This window comes from Mesorhizobium sp. WSM4807, from assembly GCF_055811615.1.
This window is the reverse complement of sequence record NZ_JBVVQY010000001.1, coordinates 326,692-348,325: the sequence shown is the minus strand read 5'-3', so window position 1 is coordinate 348,325 and position 21,634 is coordinate 326,692. Positions and strand designations below refer to the sequence as shown.

The window sequence follows — 21,634 nt, the reverse complement described above, 5'->3', positions numbered from 1 at the left end:
TGGGGGGGGGGGGGCCCGGCGGGGCGGGGGGGGGGCGGGGGCCCCGCGCCCCGACATTTCTTCCGAACCCGGCCGCGGCGGTTGCCGCCACCGACCCCACCCGGCCCTTCGGGCCACCCTCCCCTCAAGGGGGAGGGATCACTCGAACACGATGCTCGGCACGGCGGCTTCGGCCGCGCCGCGTTCTTCGTTGACCCTGCCCCAGACGTTCGAGGCGATGTGGCGGTAGATCTTCGCCTCGGCGCTATCGGGCTTCGAGACCACCACCGGCGAGCCGGCATCGGAGCTTTCGCGGATGCCCATCTCGAGCGGCACTTCGCCGAGGAAGGTGATGCCGAGACGCTCGGCCTCGCGGCGCGCGCCGCCATGGCCGAAGATGTCGTAGCGCTTGCCGGTGTCGGGGGCGAGGAAATAGCTCATATTCTCGACGATGCCCAACACCGGCACGTCGACCTTCCTGAACATGTTGAGGCCTTTTCGGGCATCGATCAGGGCCAGATCTTGCGGCGTCGAGACGATGACGGCGCCGGCCAGCGGCACCTGCTGGGCCATGGTCAGCTGCGCGTCGCCGGTGCCGGGCGGCATGTCGACGACGAGCACGTCGAGTGGGCCCCACTCAACCTCGCGCAGCATTTGCGTCAATGCCGACATCACCATCGGCCCGCGCCAGATCATCGGCGTCTCCTCATCGACGAGGAAGCCCATCGACATGACCTTCAGGCCGTAATTCTCCATCGGCCTCAGGACCTTGCCGTCGACGGTCTGCGGCCGGCCATGGATGTTGAGCAGCCGCGGCATCGACGGGCCATAGATGTCGGCGTCGAGCACACCTACCCTCAAGCCGTTGGCGGCGAGGCCTAGCGCGATGTTGACGGCGGTGGTCGACTTGCCGACGCCGCCCTTGCCGGAAGCAACAGCGATGATCGCCTCGATGCCGGGCACACCGCGCTTGCCCTGGCTGTGCGAGGCTGGAGCATGCGGGGCCGGTCGTGGCGCGGCAGCGGGTGCGGCCGGCGCGGGCCTGAGAGCGGGCCTTTGCGGAACCGGAGCCTCCATGCCGCCACCCTTCCTTTCCGCCGTCAGCGCGACCACGGCGCCGGCGACACCGGGGATCGCCTTGACGACCCGCTCGGCGGCGGCGCGCAGCGGCTCCATCTCCTGGGCACGGGCAGCCGGCACGGTGATCGAAAAGAACACCTTGGCATCGGCAATGAAAATCTCGGAAACCATGCCGAGGTCGACGATATTGCCGGTGAAGTCCGGTCCGTTGACCGTCTTCAGGCGCTCGATGACGATTTCCTTGGTGACGTTTTCCTGGACGGCGGGCATCAGCTTTTCCTCTGCTTTCCGCTTCAGATAAGGCAGTTCCCGAACAGAACCAAGCGGCGGAACGACACGCACAGTGGCATGGCTTCAAAATTCGCGTCTGCTTGTCGGGATTTGCGGGAGTCAAAACGTCTTTAGGGAAGAGGCACGCCCTTCGCACCGGCTGCGGTCGCCGGAAAACGAAGCAGCCCTATCTTGTTGCAGGGCTTCGGACGTGCTCGCCAGCAAGGAAAGGAGACCAATCATGCTCGCAAACAGCAACGCAACGGCCAATCTCGCGGTGAAGGACCTGGCCAAGGCCAAGGCCTTCTATGAAGGCGTTCTGGGTCTGACGGAGGTCCACAACGAGGGGGGCGAACTGATCGTCTACAAAAGCGGCGACACCAGCATCAACGTGTATCGCTCGACGTTCGCCGGAACCAACAAGGCGACGGCGGTAACCTGGATGGTCGGCGACGAGATCGAAAAAATTGTCAGCGCGTTAAGGTCGAAGGGCGTCGTCTTCGAACATTACGATATGCCGGGCCTGACGCTGGAAGGCGACATCCATGTCGGCTACGGCATGAAGGTCGCCTGGTTCAAGGATCCTGACGGCAACATTCTGAACCTGGTCGACCGTTAGCTTGGACGGCGGCGAAGCTTCGGCCGCATGAGGATTTCGCCAGGCAAAAACAGCATGCATCTGGCGCAACCGCACTTGGCCGGGTAGCGTCCGCTCATGATCGACAAGCTGGAATTCTTCATCGCACTGGCCAGGGAAGAGCATTTCGGCCGGGCGGCGGAGGTGTGCGGCGTCACCCAGCCGACGCTTTCGGCCGGCATCAAGCAGCTGGAGGGCCAGCTCGGCGTGATGCTGGTATTGCGCGGCTCGCGCTTCCAGGGACTGACACCGGAGGGAGAACAGGTGCTGGTGTGGGCGCGCCGCATCGTCGGCGATACCCGCACCATGCGCGAGGAGATGCGGGCGGCGCGTCACGGCCTTTCGGGGCGCATCCGCATCGCCGCCATCCCGACAGCTCTGGCTATGGTGGCGCGGCTGACGACACCCTTTCGGGCAAAACATCCCGGCGTCACCTTCTCGGTGCTGTCGCGTACCTCGATCGAGGTGCTGTCGCTGCTCGGCAATTTCGACATCGACGCCGGCGTCACCTATCTCGACAACGAACCGCTGGGGCGGGTGACCAGCGTGCCGCTCTATGACGAGCGCTATCAGCTGATCACTGCGGTCGGAACCCCCTATTCCGACCGCGACAAAGTGACATGGGCGGAGCTTAGCCAGCTGCCGCTCTGCCTGCTGACGCCGGACATGCAGAACCGCCGCATCATCGACCAACATTTGGCCGAAGCCGGCACACAGGTGCGGCCGACACTCGAATCCAATTCGATGATCGTGCTGTTCTCCCATATCCGTACCGGCAAATGGTCGTCGATCATGCCGCTCAACCTCTCGGAAACATTCGGCTTTTCCGAGCCGATCCGGGCCATTCCGATTGTCGATCCGGACGCCAGCCACACCGTCGGGCTGGTGGCGACGCCGCGCGAGCCGCACACGCCGCTGGTCTCGGCGCTGCTGGACGAGGCGATGGCGCTGGCAGACGATTTCCGCGCCCGCCACTGAGCTAGAGATTGCAGGCTGGACGGCATCGATAGAAGTTTTCTATCGAGCAACGGATCAGCTTTATTGATTTGGTGGGTTTCCTCTGATTTCCTAAGCACTTAGCGGAAGATTACTACGACCAGGGAGGGCGCTGCATGACAATGCAGCCTGCAAGTACCGACATCGCGTCGCGCACGGCGGCGATCATCCAGGAGCTGAAGGGCCTCGAAGGTCCGCTGTTGCCGATCCTCCACGGCATCCAGGAAGAGTTCGGCCATGTGCCGCAGGACGCGCTACCTGTCATCGCCGAGGCGCTGAACATCTCCAAGGCGGAGGTGCACGGCGTCGTCACCTTCTATCATGACTACCGCAGCCACCCGACCGGAAGGCATGTGCTGAAGCTCTGCCAGGCGGAAGCTTGCCAGTCGATGGGCTCGGACGCCATTGCCGCCAAACTCAAGCAATTGCTGGGCATCGGCTTCCACGAGACGGCTCGCGACGGTTCGGTGACGCTGGAACCAGTCTATTGCCTCGGCCTTTGTGCCTGCGCGCCATCGGCGATGCTGGACGGCGAGGTGATCGGCCGGCTTGATGACGAAAAGCTCGACGAGATCGTTGGAGAGGTACGCTCATGATCCCGCGCATCTACATTCCCGGCGATTCCGGCGCATTGGCGCTCGGTGCGGAAAAGGTCGCCAAGGCGATTGAGAAGGAATTGGCCGATCGTGGCATCGAGGCCAAGATCGTTCGCAATGGTTCGCGCGGCGCCTATTTCCTCGAGCCGATGGTCGAGGTGGCGACAACAGACAAGGGCCGCGTCGCCTACGGGCCGGTGAAGCCGTCCGACGTCAAAAGCCTGTTCGACAGCGGCTTTCTCACCGGCGGTCACCACAAGCGCTGGCTGGGCGCACCCGACAAGATCCCGTTCCTGGCCAGGCAGACGCGCCTGACCTTTGCGCGTTGCGGCGTCATCAATCCCCTGTCGCTCGATCACTACAAGGCGCATGGCGGGCTGAAGGGCCTGCAGAACGCCGTGGGACTAGCGCCGGCCGACATCGTCAAGCATGTGACCGAGTCCGGCCTGCGCGGTCGCGGCGGCGCCGGCTTCCCGACCGGCATCAAATGGAAGACGGTGCTCGATACGACGGCCGACAAAAAGTACATCGTCTGCAATGCCGACGAGGGCGACAGCGCAACCTTCGCCGACCGCATGATCATGGAGGGCGACCCCTTCGTGCTGATCGAGGGCATGGCGATCGCCGGTATCGCGACCGGCGCGACCAAGGGCTTTGTCTATATCCGCTCGGAATATCCGCATGCGGTAGCGATGATGCAAAAGGCGGTCGAGGTCGCCCGCAAGGCCGGCCTGCTCGGCCTCAACGTGCTGGGCTCGCCCAACGCCTTCGACATGGAAATCCGCGTCGGCGCCGGCGCCTATGTCTGCGGCGAGGAAACCTCGCTGCTCAACAGCCTCGAAGGCAAGCGCGGCGTCGTTCGCGCCAAGCCTCCATTGCCGGCCATCCAGGGTCTGTTCGGCAAGCCGACGGTGATCAACAACGTCATCTCGCTGGCCTCGGTGCCTGTTATCATGGATAAGGGTGCTGCCTTCTACAAGGATTTCGGCATGGGCCGCTCGCGCGGCACCATTCCGATCCAGATCGCCGGCAACGTCAGATATGGCGGCCTGTTTGAGGCGGCGTTCGGCATGACGCTTGGCGAGATCGTCGACGACATCGGCGGCGGCACGGCGACCGGACGGCCGGTCAAGGCGGTGCAGGTCGGCGGGCCGCTGGGTGCCTACTTTCCACGCAGCCTGTTCGACACGCCGTTCGACTACGAGGCGTTCACCGCCAAGGACGGGCTGATCGGCCATGCCGGCATCACCGTGTTCGACGACACCGCCGACATGCTGAAGCAGGCGCGCTTCGCCATGGAATTCTGCGCCATCGAAAGCTGCGGCAAGTGCACGCCGTGCCGCATCGGCTCGACGCGCGGCGTCGAGACGATCGACAAGATCGCCAGGGGTATCGAGCCGGAAAAGCAGATCGAGCTGGTGACAGACCTCTGTAACACGATGAAGTTTGGTTCGCTCTGTGCGCTGGGTGGCTTCACGCCTTATCCGGTGATGAGCGCAATCAACCATTTCCGCGATGATTTCAAGCCGGCGCCGGTCGCCGAAGCAGCAGAATAGGAGCCTAACCATGGGTCTCGTTCAGGAAATCGACTACGGCACGCCGGCCTCGACATCCGAGAAGCAGGTGACGCTGACCGTCGACGGCTTCACGGTCACGGTGCCGGAAGGCACCTCGATCATGCGCGCCTCGATGGAAGCGGGCATCGCCATTCCAAAACTCTGCGCCACCGATATGGTCGACGCCTTCGGCTCCTGCCGGCTCTGCCTGGTCGAGATCGACGGCCGCAACGGCACGCCCTCCTCCTGCACGACGCCGGTGGCGCCGGGCATGGTCGTGCACACCCAGACCGGAAGGTTGAAGGACATCCGCCGCGGCGTGATGGAACTCTACATCTCCGACCATCCGCTCGACTGCCTGACCTGTGCCGCCAATGGCGACTGCGAATTGCAGACGCAGGCCGGCGTCGTCGGCCTGCGCGACGTGCGCTACGGCTATGAGGGCGACAACCACGTCTTCACGAAGAACGACGGCGCAGAGAATTTCAAATGGATGGCGAAGGACGAGTCCAACCCGTACTTCACCTATGACCCGTCGAAATGCATCGTTTGCTCGCGCTGCGTGCGCGCCTGCGAGGAAGTGCAAGGCACTTTCGCGCTGACCATCGAGGGCCGCGGCTTTGAAAGCCGCGTGTCGCCCGGCATGCATCAGCTCTTCATCGACAGCGAGTGCGTGTCCTGCGGCGCCTGCGTGCAGGCCTGCCCGACGGCGACGCTTTCCGAGAAATCGGTGATCAAGATCGGCCAGCCGGAGCATTCGGTGGTCACCACCTGCGCCTATTGCGGCGTCGGCTGCTCGTTCAAGGCCGAAATGCGCGGCGACGAGCTGGTGCGCATGGTGCCCTACAAGGACGGCAAGGCCAACCGTGGACACAGCTGCGTCAAGGGACGTTTTGCCTACGGCTATTCGACCCACAAGGAGCGCATTCTCAATCCGATGATCCGCGAAAAGATCACCGATCCATGGCGCGAAGTGTCGTGGGAAGAAGCCCTCACCCACACCGCCAACGAGTTCCGCCGCATCCAGTACCAGTATGGCCGAACCTCGATCGGCGGCATCACCTCGTCGCGCTGCACGAACGAGGAAACCTATCTGGTGCAGAAGCTGATCCGCCAAGGTTTCCGCAACAACAATGTCGATACCTGCGCCCGCGTCTGTCATTCGCCGACCGGCTACGGCCTTGGCCAGACATTTGGCACCTCGGCAGGCACGCAGGACTTCGATTCGATCGAGAAAACCGACGTGGTGATGATCATCGGTGCCAATCCGACCGACGCACATCCGGTATTTGCGTCGCGCATGAAGAAGCGGTTGCGCAAGGGCGCCAAGCTGATCGTGCTGGACCCGCGCCGCACCGATATCGTGCGCTCCGCCCATATCGAGGCGCAGCATCATCTGCCGCTGAAGCCCGGCACCAATGTCGCCGTGGTCACCGCGCTTGCCCATGTCATCGTCACCGAAGGCCTGTTCGACGAAGCCTTTATCCGCGAGCGCTGCGACTGGGACGAGTTCCAGGACTGGGCGTCGTTCGTGGCGCTGCCGGAAAACAGCCCTGAGGTGGTCGGCCAGCTTGCCAATGTCGATCCCGAAGAGATCCGCGGCGCCGCACGGCTGTTTGCCACCGGCGGCAATGGCGCGATCTATTACGGCCTCGGCGTGACCGAGCACAGCCAGGGCTCGACCACCGTAATCGCCATTGCCAACCTTGCTATGGCGACCGGTAATATCGGCCGGCCGGGCGTCGGCGTGAACCCGCTGCGCGGCCAGAACAATGTCCAGGGCTCCTGCGACATGGGTTCGTTCCCGCACGAGCTGCCCGGCTATCGCCACATCTCCGGCGATGCGGCGCGCGACATCTATGAGAGCCTGTGGGGCGTCAAGCTCGATGACGAACCCGGTCTGCGCATCCCCAACATGCTGGACGCCGCCGTCGACGGCTCATTCAAGGGCCTCTACGTGCAGGGCGAGGACATCTTGCAGTCCGATCCCGATACCAAGCATGTCGCCGCAGGCCTTGCCGCGATGGAATGTGTCGTCGTGCACGATCTTTTCCTCAATGAGACCGCCAACTACGCGCATGTCTTCCTGCCCGGCTCGACCTTCCTCGAGAAGGACGGCACCTTCACCAATGCCGAGCGCCGCATCAACCGCGTGCGCAAGGTGATGGCGCCGAAGAACGGGCTGGCCGACTGGGAAGTGACGCAGAAGCTCGCACAGACGATGGGGCTTGACTGGAACTACCAGCATCCGTCAGAAATCATGGACGAGATCGCCAAGACGACGCCGAGCTTCGCCAGCGTCTCCTACGATTATCTGGAAAAGATGGGCTCGGTGCAGTGGCCCTGCAACGAGAAGGCGCCGGAAGGCACGCCGATCATGCATATTAGCGGCTTCGTGCGCGGCAAGGGTAAGTTCATCCGCACCGAATATGTGGCGACGGACGAGAGGACGGGACCGCGCTTCCCGCTGCTGCTGACCACCGGCCGCATCCTGTCGCAGTACAATGTCGGCGCGCAGACCAGGCGCACCGACAATGTCATGTGGCACAGCGAGGACCGGCTCGAGATCCACCCGCATGACGCCGAAAACCGCGGCCTTCGCGACGGCGACTGGGTCCGCCTGACCAGCCGCTCCGGCGAGACGACACTGCGCGCGCTGATAACCGACAAGGTGTCGCCTGGCGTGGTCTATACGACGTTCCACCACCCCGACACGCAGGCCAACGTCATCACCACCGACTTCTCCGACTGGGCAACCAACTGCCCGGAATATAAGGTGACGGCGGTGCAGGTCGGCGCGTCCAACGGACCGTCGGAATGGCAGCTCGATTATGACGAGCAGGCCCGCAACAGCCGTCGCATCGCGACCTTGGAAGCAGCGGAGTAATCTTTGAGCGCGCGCCGCAAAGCCACGACGCAGATCTCGCGGCTGGCACACCGCGCCGGCGGCACTGCGGCTGCCAACCGGATGGTGCCGGAAGAGACGCCGGTGGCGTTCTCCTTTGCCGGCACCACCCATGCGGTGATGATGGCAAGTCCCGCCGATTTCGAGGATTTCGCGCTCGGCTTCTCGCTGACTGAGGGCATTATCGCCAACCGGCAAGAAATTGAGGCGATCGAAGTCGAAGATCACGGCGCCGGCATCGACATCCAGATCAGGCTAAAGGACCAGGCCAATACGCGCTTCGAGGCGCGGCGCCGGCGGCTGGCCGGACCGGTCGGCTGCGGGTTGTGCGGCATCGAGTCGATCGAGGAGGCGATGCGTTCGGTCGAGACGGTCGGTTCGTCAAAACTTACGCTTGCGGCGGACGACATCGTCCGTTCGGTCAAGCTTTTGTCGAAAGTGCAGCCGCTGCATGCCGAGACCGGCGCGGTCCACGCCGCCGGTTTTTATATCTCCGGCAAGGGTATCGTCATGGCGCGCGAGGATGTCGGCCGCCACAATGCGCTCGACAAGCTGGCCGGCGCACTCGCCAAAGCCGGCATCGATGGCACCTTGGGTGCCGTCGTGGTGACGTCGCGCGTTTCGGTCGAGATGGTGCAGAAGACGGCGGCGATCGGCGCTGCGTTCATCATCGCCGTTTCGGCGCCGACGGCACTTGCCATCCGCACCGCCGAGGACGCCGGCATGACGCTGGTGGCTTTGGTGCGCGGCAATGATTTCGATATCTTCACCCACCCCGAACGGGTGGTTTCCGGAGTTGCCAAGCATGTCGCATGACGAAGGCCACATCATGAGCACCAGCGAGAAGCTGGTCCGCATGGCCAATCAGATCGCCGCCTTTTTTCACTCCAAGCCGCGCGAGGAAGGCATTGCCGGCGTCGCCGAGCATATCAACAAGTTCTGGGAACCGAGGATGCGGCGGCAGTTGTTCGAAATGCTGGACGGCGGTTGCGAAGGCTTCAACGATCTTGTCGTGGCCGCCTCGGCAAGGATCAAGCGGCCGGCTGCACCGGAAGCAGTGGGCTTCCGCGCCGATGCCGGGGGCATCGTTCCAGGCGGCAAAGGCCCTGGGGCCGGTGAGTCGAATGCCGGGATCGCCGCTTCGCAGAAGTAGTCAGCAAACGTGCCTTTCATGGCCCATACGCTTGCATTCCCATCTTCTAAAGTTTGATCTGCCGTAGGCGTCGCGCCTCTGCTATGTTGAGCGACCAGAAATCGTCGGGCCGGGCGGACAAATCTCGTGAGGCCTATCGAAACGCGATACGCCCGAAGTGGCGACGTGCGGATCGCCTATCAGGTGGTCGGCCAGGGATCGTTCGATCTCGTTTTCGTGCCGGGCTTCATTTCCAATCTCGACCTGCACTGGGAAGACGAAGGCTACAGCCGGCTGCTGAAGCGGCTTTCAGCCTTCTCGCGGCTGATCCTGTTCGACAAGCGCGGCACCGGCCTGTCGGACCGCATCGATACCCGCTTCTGATCATCAACCGCCCGATCGTGAAGACGGGCACATGGAGGATAAAATGCCGACCAAGACACAGCCAGTGAATGGCGCGGCGATCAAGAATGCGATCGAAGGCCGTGACGGAAAAATGCTCGCGAGCTTCTATGCCGATGACGCGCTGGTGCGGGTGATCGACCGCAACAATCCGCCAAGCAAGCCCCGCGAAATTCGCGGACGCGCGGCGATCAGCACATTCTGGGACGACATCTGCAGCCGGGCGATGACCCACAAGGTCGACACCACCATCGCCGACGGCAACAACCTCGCCTTCACCCAGGCATGCGCCTATCCGGACGGCACGAAAGTGTTCTGCGCGGCGATGCTGGAGCTGAGGGACGGCCAGATTGCGCGGCAGACCGTCGTGCAGGCATGGGACGAGTGAGGCGGTAGCGATGTCAGCGCCAGGTGGCAGATCGATGCCGGCAGGCAGATGAGGGGCGGAACCAGCTGAGCAAGACTTGTGCTGCCCCATCCGGCCCTTAGGGCCACCTTCTCCCGTCAACGGGAGAAGGAAAAGGCGCTACCCGTGCGCCACCATCACATGCCGCACGGCGGTATAATCCTCCAGTGCATAAAGCGACATGTCCTTGCCGTAGCCGGACTGTTTCAGCCCGCCATGCGGCATCTCATTGGTCAGCATGAAGTGGGTGTTGATCCAGGTGCAGCCATATTGCAGCCGGGCTGCCGTCGCCATGGCGCGCGAGACATCCTTGGTCCACACCGACGACGCGAGGCCATAGTCGCTGTCATTGGCCCAGTTCACCGCCTCGTCGACCTCGGAAAAGCGAGTGACGGAGACAACCGGGCCGAACACTTCGCGGCGCACGATCTCGTCTTCCTGCAGCGCGCCGGCGACGACGGTCGGCTGGTAGAAGAAGCCGGAGCCTTCGCCCGGCTTGCCGCCGGTGGTGATCTCGATGTGCTTCAGCTCCGAGGCGCGTTCGACGAAGCTCGAAACGCGGTCGCGCTGGCGGCGTGAGATGAGCGGCCCGATCTCGTTCTCGGTGTCGTCGGGGCGGTTGTACTTGATGGTCGAGACGGCCGAGGAAAGGTCGGCGACGAGCTTGTTGTAGATCTTCTTGCCGGCATAGATGCGGCAGGCGGCGGTGCAGTCCTGGCCGGCATTGTAGTAGCCGAAGGCGCGCAGGCCATTGATCACCGCGCCGAGGTCGGCATCGTCGAAGACGATGACCGGCGCCTTGCCGCCGAGTTCGAGATGCGTGCGCTTGACCGATTTGGCTGCGGCCTGCAGCACCTTCTTGCCGGTGGCGACGTCGCCGGTGATCGAAATCATGTTGACTTTCGGGTGGTTGATCAGCGTGTTGCCGACGCTGTCGCCGCGGCCGAGCACGACATTGACGACACCGTCCGGCAGGATTTCAGCGAGGATCTTCGCCAGCTTCAGCGAGGTCAGCGGCGTCTGCTCCGACGGCTTGAAGACGACGGTGTTGCCGCCGGCAATCGCCGGCGCCAGCTTCCAGGCCATCATCATCAGCGGATAGTTCCATGGCGCGATCGAGGCGACGACACCGATGGCATCGCGGCGGACCATCGAAGTGTGACCAGGAATGTATTCGCCGGCGACCTGGCCGGGCATCGAGCGGACAGCGCCGGCAAAGAAGCGGTAGCAGTCGACGATCGCCGGGATTTCGTCGTTGAGCACGGCATTGATCGGCTTGCCGCAATTGAGCGCCTCGAGTGCCGCGAAATCCTTTGCGTCGGCCTCGATGCGATCGGCGATCTTCAGGAGATAACCCGAGCGCTGCGCCGGCGTGGTGCGCGACCAGGTGACGAAGGCCTTTTGGGCGGCAAGCACCGCTGCCTCGATCTGCGCCTGGCTGGCTTCAGGCAGGTTGAGGATAGTCGCTCCGGTCTTCGGATTGAGGATCGGCTCCTCGGTTTCGGTGCCCTTCTCGAATTTCGAGCCGATCAGCATCTTTGTGTCCATGGAAGTCTCTCCCTTATGGATTCTTGACGTCATTTGCCCGAACCGGCGATCTGGTCGCCGTCGCGGGTCAGGTAGTAGGCAAGGAGGATGGGCAGCAGCGTCACCAGCACGACGACCATGGCCACGACATTGGTGACTGGGCGCTGGCGCGGACGGATCAGTTCCTCCAGCATCCAGATCGGCAGCGTCTGCTGCTGGCCGGCGGTGAAGGTGGTGACGATGACCTCGTCGAACGACAGCGCGAAGGCGAGCATGCCGCCGGCGAGCAGCGCGGTGGCGATATTGGGCAGCACGACATGGCGGAAGGTCTGGAAGCCGTCAGCGCCCAGATCCATCGATGCCTCGATCATCGAACCGGAGGTGCGGCGAAAGCGGGCGACTGCGTTGTTGTAGACGACGACGACGCAGAAGGTGGCGTGGCCGAGCACGATCGTCCAGAACGAGAACGGAATCTCGGCCAGCGAAAAGGCCGAACGCAGCGCGATGCCGGTGATGATGCCGGGCAGCGCGATGGGCAGGATGACCAGCAGCGAGATGGTTTCGCGGCCAAAGAACCGTGTTCGCGACACGGCCGCCGCGCAGAGCGTGCCAAGGACCAGGGCGACGGCGGTCGAGATGGCGGCGACACGGACCGACAGCGACAGCGCTTCCCACACGTCGGGGCGGTTCCAGGTGACGGCGAACCACTGCGTCGTCAGCCCCGGCGGCGGCCAGACGAAGCTCTTTTCCTCAGTCGTGAAGGCATAGATAAAGATCAGGAGGATCGGCAGATGCAGGAACAGCAGGGCCCAGGCGGCGGCGATTTTCAGGCCAAGAGGGGCGGATTGTGAGCCATCAGAGCGCATCGAAGGCCCCCATGCGCTTGGCGCCCCAGAGGTAGAAACCCATGATGACGATGGGCACCACGGTGAAGGCGGCGGCGAGCGGAATATTGCCGGCGGTGCCCTGCTGCGAATAGACGGCCTGGCCGATGAAAAGCCGCGAGGTGCCGATGATCTGCGGGATGATGTAATCGCCCAGCGTCAGCGAGAAGGTGAAGATCGAGCCGGCGACGATGCCCGGCAGCGCCAGCGGGAACAGCACGTTGCGGAAGGTCTGGCCGGGCGAGGCGCCAAGGTCCGATGAGGCCTCGACCAGATTGCCGGGCACGCGCTCGAGTGCCGCCTGCACCGGCAGGATCATGAAGGGCAGCCAGACATAGACGAAGACGATGAAGGTGCCGGTGGACGACACCGACAGAGAATTGCCGCCGACGATCGGCAGCGACAGCCAGCCATCGAGCAGCCATAGGAAATGCAGCTTGGCGAGCAGCCAGGTCAGGATGCCTTCCTTGGCGAGGATGAGCTTCCAGGCGTAGATCTTGACCAGATAGCTCGACCATAGCGGCAGCATGATGCCGAGATAGAACAGCGCCTTCCAGCGGCCGCGCGCATAGCGCGCCGCGTAATAGGCGATGGGGAAGGCGATGACCGCCGAGGCGAGCGTGACCAGGGCCGCCATCGTCACCGTGCGCAGCATGATGTCGAGATTGGCGGCCTGCAGCAGGTCGCCATAGGTCTTCAGCGTGAACTGCCGGTTGATGAGGCCGGAGAATTCGTCGATGGAGAAAAAACTCTGCAAGAGCAGCGCGAACAGCGAGCCAATATAGACGATGCCGAGCCACAGCACCGGCGGCAGCAGCATCAAGAGCAGCAACAGCTTCGGCTTGCGCCAGAACAGGTCCGACAGCGCGCCGCGCAGGCCGCCGGCGCGAGGAAGGAGGGCTGGGGCAGATTTTGCCTGGGTCGCGGTCAGAGTCATGGTTTCTTCGACAGGTCGCGATCCTTCGCGCACCCCTCTGTCCTGCCGGACATCTCCCCCACGAGGGGGGAGATTGGCTGTCGCGACTGCTTTCGCCAATCACCAACGTTGCAGAAGAGGCGCCACTGGCGAAGCTGCCGATCTCCCCCCAAGTGGGGGAGATGCCAAGTGATGGCAAAGTGGGCAGGACAGAGGGGGGGCCCATGAAGCGCCGCACTTGGCCTGTCAGCCAAGACTTTCCTCAGCGCCATCATGCCGGCTCGTCCATCAAATGCAGGTGCTCGCGGTTGAAGGTGAGCACGACCGTCTCACCTTCCTTCGGCAATGTCGCACCGGCCGGCACGATCGCATGCAGCCTCAGCCCGTCGGCGTCGAGCGCCAGTCTTGTCGTGGCGCCGAGATAATTGGTCGAGACGAGACGAGCGGCAACGCCGTCGCCCTTGGCCGCCCGGCCGATGCGAATGGATTCAGGCCGCAGGCTGCCCCAGCGATGCTGGCCGGAATAACGCTGGACGAAGTCTGGCGGCAGCACATTGGACGAGCCGACGAAATCGGCGACGAAGCGCGTCTTCGGGCGCTGGTAGATGTCCTCCGGCGTGCCGATCTGCATGATCTTACCGTCGTTGAAGACGGCGACGCGATCGGCCATCGAAAGGGCCTCGCCCTGGTCGTGGGTGACGAAGACGAAGGTGATGCCGAGCGCCTTCTGCAGCGACTTCAGCTCCTCCTGCATGTTCTCGCGCAGCTTGAGGTCGAGCGCGCCAAGCGGCTCGTCGAGCAAAAGCACCTTGGGCTGGTTGACCAGGGCGCGGGCGAGCGCGACGCGCTGGCGCTGGCCGCCGGAAAGCTGGCCGGGACGGCGGGCACCGTAGCCAGGAAGCCGCACCAGAGACAATGCCTCCTCGGCCGCCTTCTGCCGCTCGAGCTTGCCGACGCCCTTGACCATCAGCCCGTAGGCGACATTGTCGAGCACGTTCAGATGCGGAAACAGCGCGTAGTCCTGGAAGACGGTGTTGACGTTGCGGCGATAGGGCGGAACGCCTTCGGCACGTTCGCCGAAGATGGAGATCGAACCCGATGTCGGCTGCTCGAAGCCCGCGATCAGACGTAGGCAGGTTGTCTTGCCGGAGCCCGAAGGTCCAAGCATGGCAAAGAACTCGCCCGGCACGATGTCGAGATCGACCATATCGACGGCGCGCACGCTGCCGAAATGGCGCGAGACTTTTTGGAAGGAAACGGCTGCTGTCATGGGCTGTCAGTCTGTTGCCGGTTTGATGTGTTGACATCGCCGGCGCCGCCACGGATAGCGGGCGGGGCCAGCGAACTTGCGCGACGCCCTACCTCCCCCTTGTGGGGAGGTCGCGGCGAAGCCGCGGGTGGGGTTATTTGGCAAGAACTGCCGAGCGGACCCCCACCCCGACGCTGCGCGTCGCCCCTCCCCACAAGGGGGAGGGTAAGGGAACTCACCGTCCGCCAATGACGCCGATATAGTCCGACACCCAGCGATAGTAAGGCACGCACTGATCGTTCTGGGTGGCGCACTTCGACACCGGCGTCTTCCAGAACTTGATCTTTTCGAAATTGTCGTAGCCGTTGGTCTTGCAGCCTTCGTCACCGAGCAGTTCGTTGCCCTTGCAGGCAGCCGGCACCACCGGCAGCGAGCCGAACCAGGCGGAGACATCGCCCTGCACTTTCGGCGACAGCGAATGCTCCAGCCACATATAGGCGCAGTTCGGGTTGGCCGCCTCGGCCGCCAGCATGGTGGTGTCGGCCCAGCCGGTGACGCCTTCCTGGGGAACGGTCGAAGCGACCGGCTTCTTGGCGGCAGCCAGCGTGTTGACCTGGTAGGGCCATGAACCGGAAGCAATGACGCCTTCGTTCTGGAAATCGTCGACCTGGATGGCGGCGTCATGCCAGTAGCGTCCGACCAGCGTGCGCTGGACGCGCAAGAGATCGAGAGCGGCCTTGTACTGATCCTCGGTCAGCTCGTAGGGATCCTTGATACCAAGCTCCGGCTTGTGAAACATCAGATAGTTGGCCGCATCGGCGATGTGGATCGGTCCGTCATAAGCTTGGACGCGGCCTTTATTCGACTTGCCGTCGGGCAAGGTCATCTCCTCGAAGACCACGTTCCAGCTCTTCGGCGCTTCCTTGAACACCTCGGTGTTGTACAACAGCACATTCGGTCCCCACTGGTAGGGGACGCCGTAGTGGACGCCGCCAACAGTGAACCACGGCGCATCCTTCAGCCGGTCGTCGACCGTGTTCCAGCTCGGGATGAGACCGGTGTTGATCGGCTGGACCCGCTTGCCGGCGACGAGGCGCAGCGAAGCGTCGCCCGAGGCGGTAACGAGGTCGAAGCCGCCCTCGTTCATCAGCGCGACCATCTCGTCGGATGTGTTGGCGGTCTTGATGTTGACCTTGCAGCCTGTGTCCTTCTCGAAGGACGTGACCCAGTCGTAGCCCTTGTCGGTTTCGCCGCGCTCGATGTAGCCGGGCCAGGCGACGATGTTGACCTGGCCTTCGCCCTTGCCGAGTTCCGTCACCTGAGCGACCGCCTGGCCGGAGAAGGTCAGCGCGACCGTCAATGCAGTGCATGACTTCAGGAATGAATTCATCGTCGATCTCCCATTGTGGCGGATGACCCCGAAAAACGGTTCCGGTTTTCGGAAAGGAACATGCGCGACTCTAAGGGGCGCCGCACTGTCGTGGCGGCTTGGTCCCGATCATGAAGGTGCTGTGAAATTTCCGGTTTCGCAAATTCATTTATCAGAAAGGCGATATCGGTTTTTCCGATAGATTAACGTCCAATCTTCTCCGGCCGCTGACGGACCATGCGCTGGGACTGGGCAAGCCCGATGAAGTCGCGTACGGCCTGCGGCAGGCCGGAGCCGCGCCGCCAGACCATGCCGACCTGGACCACCGGCAAGGAGCCCGAAATATCGCGCGATTCGATGCGGTCGCCTTCGAGCGACCATGGCCGGTAGACGAGGTCGGGCAGCAACGCCACACCGGCGCCGGTGGCGACGAGGCTGCGCACCGCTTCGACAGAGCGGGTGCGGAAGGCGACATGCGGCTTGGCGCCGATCGCCGCCAGCAGTTTTCCGGTATTCTCTTCGATCTCGTCGACGGTCAGCATGATCAGCGGCTCCGAGGCGATGTCGCCAATGCCGATGATGTCGGCGCCGGCCAGCGGGTGGCCGAGCGGCAGCCATAGCCGGTAGGCCGAGACTTCGAGAATTTCGGACTGCAAGGCGGTCCGGTCGCGCAGGTTCGAGGTGACCATAACGGCGATGTCGAGCTTGCCACCGATCAGGAGATGTTCGAGGTAATCGCCATTGTCCTCGATGGCCGAGATCTCGACGCCCGGATAGGCGCGACGATAGCGGGCGAGAAGGTCGGACAGCACATAGCCGGCGACCAGCGAGGTGACACCGAGCTGCAGCCGGCCGCCCGCCGCCGATTGCTCGCCGAAGAAGGCGCGGCGCGCATCGGAAACGTCGGCAAGGATCTTTGTCGCGTGGCGCAGGAACTGATGACCTTTATGGGTGATGTTGAGGCCGCGCGGATGGCGTTCGAACAGTTCGACGCCGAGATCGCCTTCGAGCTCCTTGATCGCCTCGGTGACCGACGATTGCGAGATGGACAGGTTCTGGGCGGCGCCAGACACCGTGCCTTGCTCGGCGACGGCGATGAAGAACTGCAATTGACGGATTGTGAAGGCCATGACCGGACTAAACACCGGGACGGTAAGGAAGAAAAGCCGCCCACCGCTTTACTGCTCTGGTCAGATCAGATCCCGCTTTCGTCGCCGACAATGCTGAGCCGTGCGCCCGCCTGGGCTAGGGCGGCGGCGATGGCGCGCGGCGGCGAACGGTCGGTGGCAAGTTCGGAAAAACCGTCGAAGCCGCAGACCTGGACCAGGCCTTGGCGGCCGAACTTGGTGTGGTCGGTGACGACAAGCGAGCGCTGGCCGCGCGACAGCACCATGCGGGCGAATTCCGCCTCTTCCAGATCATAGTCCATGACGCCGGTGACGGCATCGACCGCGCCGGTGGAGATCACCGCATGGCTAACGGAAAAGCGGCTGACGAATTCGATCGCCGAGACGCCGAAGGCGGCGCCCGAATCGCTGCGCAATTCGCCACCGGCCATGTAGACCTTGTTGCCGTTGACGGTGGCCAGCGTGCGGGCGATGTCGGAGGAATTGGTAACCACCGTCAACCGCCGGTGGCCGAGCAGCTCGCGGGCCAGGAAAGAGGTGGTGGTGCCGGTGTCGAGCATGATCGATTCGCCGTCGCGGATGGTCGCGGCAACCATGCGGGCGATGGCGCGCTTGGCATCGGCATTCTCGCGCATGCGCCGCTCGAACGGCGCCTCGCCGGCCATCGACGGCAGGCCGACTGCGCCATGCATCTTCAGGATCGAACCGTCACTGGTCAGCGGCTTGACGTCGCGGCGCACGGTCTCCAGCGAGACGCCCAGCCGGTCGGCCAGACTGGCGATGGTGACGGTGCCCTCTTCCTGCAAGAGACGCAGGATTTCGCCATGCCGCTTCGAGTGCATCGGTCTCACCCAATCGGTTTGTTGCGCTACTGACCGCTTCTAAGGCAAATCGGCCACAGCTTACAAGAAATCCTTGTGGTTTCGGGCAAAAAGCCACAAGTTTTCGTTGACAAGCCAGATCACATGGCGTGACACTGGCTTGGTGACAGGCTCGGAACTGCCACGGGAGAACGATGGCAGAGCCGCACCAAGATTCGCCTGCCCGAACGGCTGGAAAGTCGTCTGGCGCAAGGGAAAGGGAATTTTTCGAATCCGCGGGGGCGGATGCCGGAGTCGAAGAACCCGGCACAGGGGCTCGTCGGTGCGGTGCGGGATACCGATCCCGGGATCCCGCACCGACGAGATCTTCGCATTGCTCCCTCCTGCCGGCCGCCATCATTGTGTCGCCCGCGGCACCTTGACCCCTGCGCAACGAGGGATGAACCTGTGACCGCAGAGGACCGCATCCGCGCCCTGCCCTGCTGGACCGGCAGCATCGAGATCGCGCCGCTGCCGGGCGGCCTGAGCAACGCCAACTATCTGGTCCAGGACGCCGCCGGGCGGCATGTGGTCCGCTTCGGCCAGGACTTTCCGTTCCACCACGTCTTTCGCGAGCGCGAAGTGATGACCGCGCGCGCGGCGCACGCCGCCGGCTTCGCGCCAGCGGTCCATTATTCCGAGCCCGGCATTTTGGTGACGGAATTTCTCGGCGCCAAGACCTATGTCGCGGAAGACGTACGCGCTAATATCGGCCGCGTCGCCGCCCTGATGCGCGGCTTCCATCGCGAGATGCCGAATCATGTCTCCGGCGCCGGCTTCATGTTCTGGGTGTTCCATGTCATCCGCGACTATGCGCGCACGCTGGAGGAAGCCGGCAGCCGCATGCGAAGCGAGTTGCCGCGGCTGCTGACGCTTGCGGACGAACTCGAACGGGCGCAAAAACTGCTGCCGATCGTCTTCGGTCACAATGACCTTTTGCCGGCTAATATCCTCGACGACGGCCACAGGCTGTGGCTGATCGATTTTGAGTATGCCGGCTTCAACACGGCGATGTTCGACCTTGCCGGTGTCGCCTCGAACGCCAGCATGAACGACGAGGAGTCATTCGCCTTCCTGACCGCCTATTTCATGAAGGAGCCGGATGAGGCGATCCGCCGCTCACATGCGGCCATGCAATGCGCATCGCTGCTGCGCGAGGCGATGTGGAGCATGGTTTCCGAACTTTATCTCGACGCGCCCGGCATCGACTACGTCGCCTATACCGACGAAAACCTGAAGCGGCTCGATGCCGCGCTGGAAAACTACAGAACGAAATACGGACAGAGATCATGACATTGCCCGCCCACGCCGAGATCGTCGTCATCGGCGGCGGCATCATCGGCTGTTCAACGGCCTATCATCTGGCGCGTGACCACAAGGCCGATGTCGTACTTTTGGAACAGGGCAAGCTGACTTCGGGCTCCACCTGGCATGCGGCGGGGCTGGTCGGGCAGTTGCGCTCGTCGGCCTCTATCACCCGCGTGCTCAAATATTCGGTCGATCTCTACAAGGGGCTGGAAGCCGAAACCGGGCTGGCCACCGGCTGGAAGATGACCGGGTGCCTCAGGCTCGCCACCAATGCCGACCGCTGGATCGAGTACAAGAGGCTGGCGACGACGGCGAAAAGCTTCGGCATGGATATGCAGTTGCTGTCACCGGCCGAGGTCAAGGCAATGTGGCCGCTGCTGGAAACCGGCGATCTCGTTGGCGCCAGTTGGCTGCCGACCGACGGCCAGGCAAGCCCTTCGGACATCACGCAGTCGCTGGCCAAAGGCACTCGCATGCACGGTGCCAGGCTGTTCGAGGATATCCGCGTCACCGGCTTCGACATGCAGGATGGCCGCATCACCGCGGTGAAGACCAACAAGGGCGATATCGCCTGCGACAAGGTGGTGAACTGTGCCGGGCAATGGGCGCGCCAGGTGGGCACCCTAGCCGGCATCAATGTGCCGCTGCAGCCGGTCAAGCACCAGTACATCATCACCGAAAGAATAGACGGGTTGGGGACCGATGCGCCGACGATCCGCGACCCCGACCGGCGCATCTATTTCAAGGAGGAGGTCGGCGGGCTGGTGATGGGCGGCTATGAGCCGAACCCGCAAGCCTGGACGACCGATCTTCCCGGCGGTGATGTCCCTGATGAGTGGGAGTTCCGGCTGTTCGACGACGATTACGATCATTTCGAGCAGCATATGAACCAGGCGATCGCGCGGGTTCCGGCGCTCGAAACCGTCGGCGTCAAGCAGATGATCAACGGGCCGGAGAGTTTCACGCCGGACGGCAATTTCATTCTCGGCGTGGCACCCGAATGCGCCAACATGTTCGTCGGCGCCGGCTTCAACGCCTTCGGCATCGCGGCGGGCGGCGGTGCCGGCTGGGTGCTGGCGCAGTGGGCGGTCGACGGCGAGGCGCCACTCGATCTGTGGGTGGTCGATATCAGACGCTTTTCCGACCTGCACCGCGACCGGCCATGGGTCCGCGACCGCACGCTGGAAGCCTATGGCAAGCACTATACGATCGGCTTCCCGAATGAGGAGTATGTCACGGGCCGGCCACGGATCGTGTCACCGCTCTATGAACGGCTGCAAAAGCAGCGCGCCGTGTTCGGCTCCAAACTCGGTTGGGAGCGGCCGAACTGGTTTGCGCCGGAAGGCGTCGAGCCGAAGGACATCTATTCGATGGGCCGGCAGAGCTGGTTCGCTCCGGTCGGCGACGAGCACCGGCACGTTCGTGAGAACGTCGGTATCTTCGACCAGTCGTCCTTCGCCAAATTCGAACTGAGCGGCGCCGACGCGCTGAAGGCGCTTGACTGGATCTGCGCCAACGATGTCGCCAAGCCGGTCGGCCGGCTGACCTACACGCAGCTTCTCAACACGCGCGGCGGTATCGAGGCCGATCTGACCGTGGCTCGGCTCGGCGAAGAACGATTCTACGTCGTCACCGGCACCGGTTTTAGGACGCATGACTTCTCGTGGATCGGCGACCATGTCGGCAAGGAGCTCGACGTGACGCTCACCGATGTCACCGAGGATTTCGGCACGCTGTCGCTGATGGGGCCGCGCGCCCGCGACGTGCTGGCTGCGGTGACCGGTGCGGACGTGTCGAACACCGCTTTCCCGTTCGGACATGTGCGGGAAATCTCCATCGCCGGCCACACAGTTCGGGCGCTGCGCGTCACCTATGTCGGCGAGCTCGGCTGGGAGCTGCATGTGCCGATCGCGGCTGCGGGCGAAATCTTCGACGCGCTGATGGCGGCGGGCGAGGAGCACAGCATCCGCCCGGTCGGCTACCGGGCGCTGGAATCGCTGCGGCTGGAAAAAGGCTACCGCGCTTGGGGCTCCGACATCACGCCCAACGACACGCCGCAGGAGGCCGGCCTCGGCTGGGCGGTGAAGCTTCGGAAGAATACAGATTTTCTCGGGCGGCGGGCGCTGGAAGAGATCGGCGGCGCGGCCTTGAAAAAACGCTTTGCCGGCTTCACGGTCGATGATTGCGAGATCGTGCTGCTCGGGCGCGAAACGATCCTGCGCAACAGCGAGCCGGTCGGCTACCTGACCAGCGGCGGCTATGGCTACACGGTCGGCAAGAACATCGGCTACGGCTATGTGCGCAACGCCGACGGCGTCAGCGACGATTTCCTCGCCTGCGGCGACTACGAGCTGGTGGTGGCGATGGAGCGGACGCCGGCAAAAATCCATCTCGAGCCGCTTTACGACCCGGCGGGAGCAAGAATCAGAGCCTAG

19 protein-coding genes are annotated in these 21,634 nt (G+C 63.5%); 11 read left to right on the top strand and 8 right to left on the bottom strand.

From position 1 onward, the window contains the following. Positions 1-138: 138 nt before the first annotated feature. The gene (locus tag AC0L3N_RS01625) at positions 139-1,329 is read right to left on the bottom strand and encodes an Mrp/NBP35 family ATP-binding protein (RefSeq protein WP_473545085.1); all 1,191 of its coding nucleotides are present in this window, start codon (positions 1,327-1,329) and stop codon (positions 139-141) included. Between the two features lie 241 nt (positions 1,330-1,570). On the opposite strand from AC0L3N_RS01625, the gene AC0L3N_RS01620 reads away from it, so the two are divergent. The 9 genes from AC0L3N_RS01620 (at position 1,571) to AC0L3N_RS01580 (ending at position 9,941) form a co-directional block, all read left to right on the top strand. Beyond that, entirely contained in the window at positions 1,571-1,948 is a 378-nt protein-coding gene (locus AC0L3N_RS01620) for a VOC family protein (RefSeq protein ID WP_473545083.1), read from the top strand. 96 nt (positions 1,949-2,044) lie between these two features. Then, a complete protein-coding gene (locus AC0L3N_RS01615) occupies positions 2,045-2,944 on the top strand; it encodes a LysR family transcriptional regulator (RefSeq protein WP_473545081.1) in 900 nt (299 codons plus the stop codon). A gap of 134 nt (positions 2,945-3,078) precedes the next feature. Then, positions 3,079-3,558: a formate dehydrogenase subunit gamma gene (locus AC0L3N_RS01610; protein ID WP_473545079.1), complete on the top strand. Its 480-nt coding sequence runs from the start codon at positions 3,079-3,081 to the stop codon at positions 3,556-3,558. Then, positions 3,555-5,114, top strand: a complete 1,560-nt coding sequence (locus AC0L3N_RS01605) for a formate dehydrogenase beta subunit (RefSeq protein ID WP_473545077.1) — start codon at positions 3,555-3,557, stop codon at positions 5,112-5,114. The genes AC0L3N_RS01610 and AC0L3N_RS01605 overlap by 4 nt, the downstream gene beginning before the upstream one ends. A gap of 10 nt (positions 5,115-5,124) precedes the next feature. After that, positions 5,125-8,001, top strand: coding sequence for a formate dehydrogenase subunit alpha (gene fdhF, locus AC0L3N_RS01600; RefSeq protein WP_473545075.1), 2,877 nt, complete (start codon positions 5,125-5,127; stop codon positions 7,999-8,001). 3 nt (positions 8,002-8,004) lie between these two features. Next, positions 8,005-8,835, top strand: a complete 831-nt coding sequence (fdhD, locus tag AC0L3N_RS01595; protein WP_473545073.1) for a formate dehydrogenase accessory sulfurtransferase FdhD — start codon at positions 8,005-8,007, stop codon at positions 8,833-8,835. Beyond that, positions 8,825-9,172 carry a formate dehydrogenase subunit delta gene (locus AC0L3N_RS01590; RefSeq protein ID WP_123146448.1) on the top strand — a complete coding sequence of 116 codons (348 nt, stop codon included), beginning with the start codon at positions 8,825-8,827 and terminating at the stop codon, positions 9,170-9,172. Before fdhD ends, AC0L3N_RS01590 begins: the two co-directional genes overlap by 11 nt. Positions 9,173-9,298: 126 nt before the next feature. Continuing rightward, positions 9,299-9,535 (top strand): alpha/beta fold hydrolase, encoded by a 237-nt coding sequence (locus tag AC0L3N_RS01585; protein ID WP_244602614.1) that lies wholly within the window; start codon positions 9,299-9,301, stop codon positions 9,533-9,535. 43 nt (positions 9,536-9,578) lie between these two features. Then, positions 9,579-9,941, top strand: a complete 363-nt coding sequence (locus tag AC0L3N_RS01580; RefSeq protein WP_473545070.1) for a nuclear transport factor 2 family protein — start codon at positions 9,579-9,581, stop codon at positions 9,939-9,941. Positions 9,942-10,079: 138 nt separating this feature from the next. On the opposite strand, the gene AC0L3N_RS01575 is transcribed toward AC0L3N_RS01580, so the two are convergent. The 7 genes from AC0L3N_RS01575 to AC0L3N_RS01545 form a co-directional block, all read right to left on the bottom strand. After that, positions 10,080-11,507: a gamma-aminobutyraldehyde dehydrogenase gene (locus AC0L3N_RS01575; RefSeq protein WP_473545068.1), complete on the bottom strand. Its 1,428-nt coding sequence runs from the start codon at positions 11,505-11,507 to the stop codon at positions 10,080-10,082. Positions 11,508-11,536: 29 nt separating this feature from the next. Beyond that, complete coding sequence (locus AC0L3N_RS01570) at positions 11,537-12,352, bottom strand: ABC transporter permease (protein ID WP_123146445.1); 816 nt, start codon at positions 12,350-12,352, stop codon at positions 11,537-11,539. After that, the gene (locus AC0L3N_RS01565; RefSeq protein ID WP_473545066.1) at positions 12,342-13,307 is read right to left on the bottom strand and encodes an ABC transporter permease; all 966 of its coding nucleotides are present in this window, start codon (positions 13,305-13,307) and stop codon (positions 12,342-12,344) included. The genes AC0L3N_RS01570 and AC0L3N_RS01565 overlap by 11 nt, the downstream gene beginning before the upstream one ends. 250 nt (positions 13,308-13,557) lie before the next feature. Further along, on the bottom strand, positions 13,558-14,556 hold the full coding sequence (locus tag AC0L3N_RS01560) for an ABC transporter ATP-binding protein (protein ID WP_123146443.1): 999 nt from the start codon (positions 14,554-14,556) through the stop codon (positions 13,558-13,560). Between the two features lie 214 nt (positions 14,557-14,770). Further along, positions 14,771-15,925, bottom strand: coding sequence for an ABC transporter substrate-binding protein (locus AC0L3N_RS01555; protein WP_473545064.1), 1,155 nt, complete (start codon positions 15,923-15,925; stop codon positions 14,771-14,773). Positions 15,926-16,107: 182 nt separating this feature from the next. Continuing rightward, positions 16,108-17,034 carry a LysR family transcriptional regulator gene (locus AC0L3N_RS01550; RefSeq protein ID WP_473545062.1) on the bottom strand — a complete coding sequence of 309 codons (927 nt, stop codon included), beginning with the start codon at positions 17,032-17,034 and terminating at the stop codon, positions 16,108-16,110. Positions 17,035-17,099: 65 nt separating this feature from the next. Beyond that, positions 17,100-17,873 (bottom strand): DeoR/GlpR family DNA-binding transcription regulator, encoded by a 774-nt coding sequence (locus tag AC0L3N_RS01545; RefSeq protein WP_473545060.1) that lies wholly within the window; start codon positions 17,871-17,873, stop codon positions 17,100-17,102. Between the two features lie 426 nt (positions 17,874-18,299). Here AC0L3N_RS01545 and AC0L3N_RS01540 point away from each other — a divergent pair, with 426 nt between their 5' ends. Both AC0L3N_RS01540 and AC0L3N_RS01535 read left to right on the top strand, forming a co-directional pair. After that, a complete protein-coding gene (locus tag AC0L3N_RS01540; RefSeq protein ID WP_473545058.1) occupies positions 18,300-19,184 on the top strand; it encodes a phosphotransferase in 885 nt (294 codons plus the stop codon). After that, a complete protein-coding gene (locus AC0L3N_RS01535; RefSeq protein ID WP_473545056.1) occupies positions 19,181-21,634 on the top strand; it encodes a GcvT family protein in 2,454 nt (817 codons plus the stop codon). Before AC0L3N_RS01540 ends, AC0L3N_RS01535 begins: the two co-directional genes overlap by 4 nt.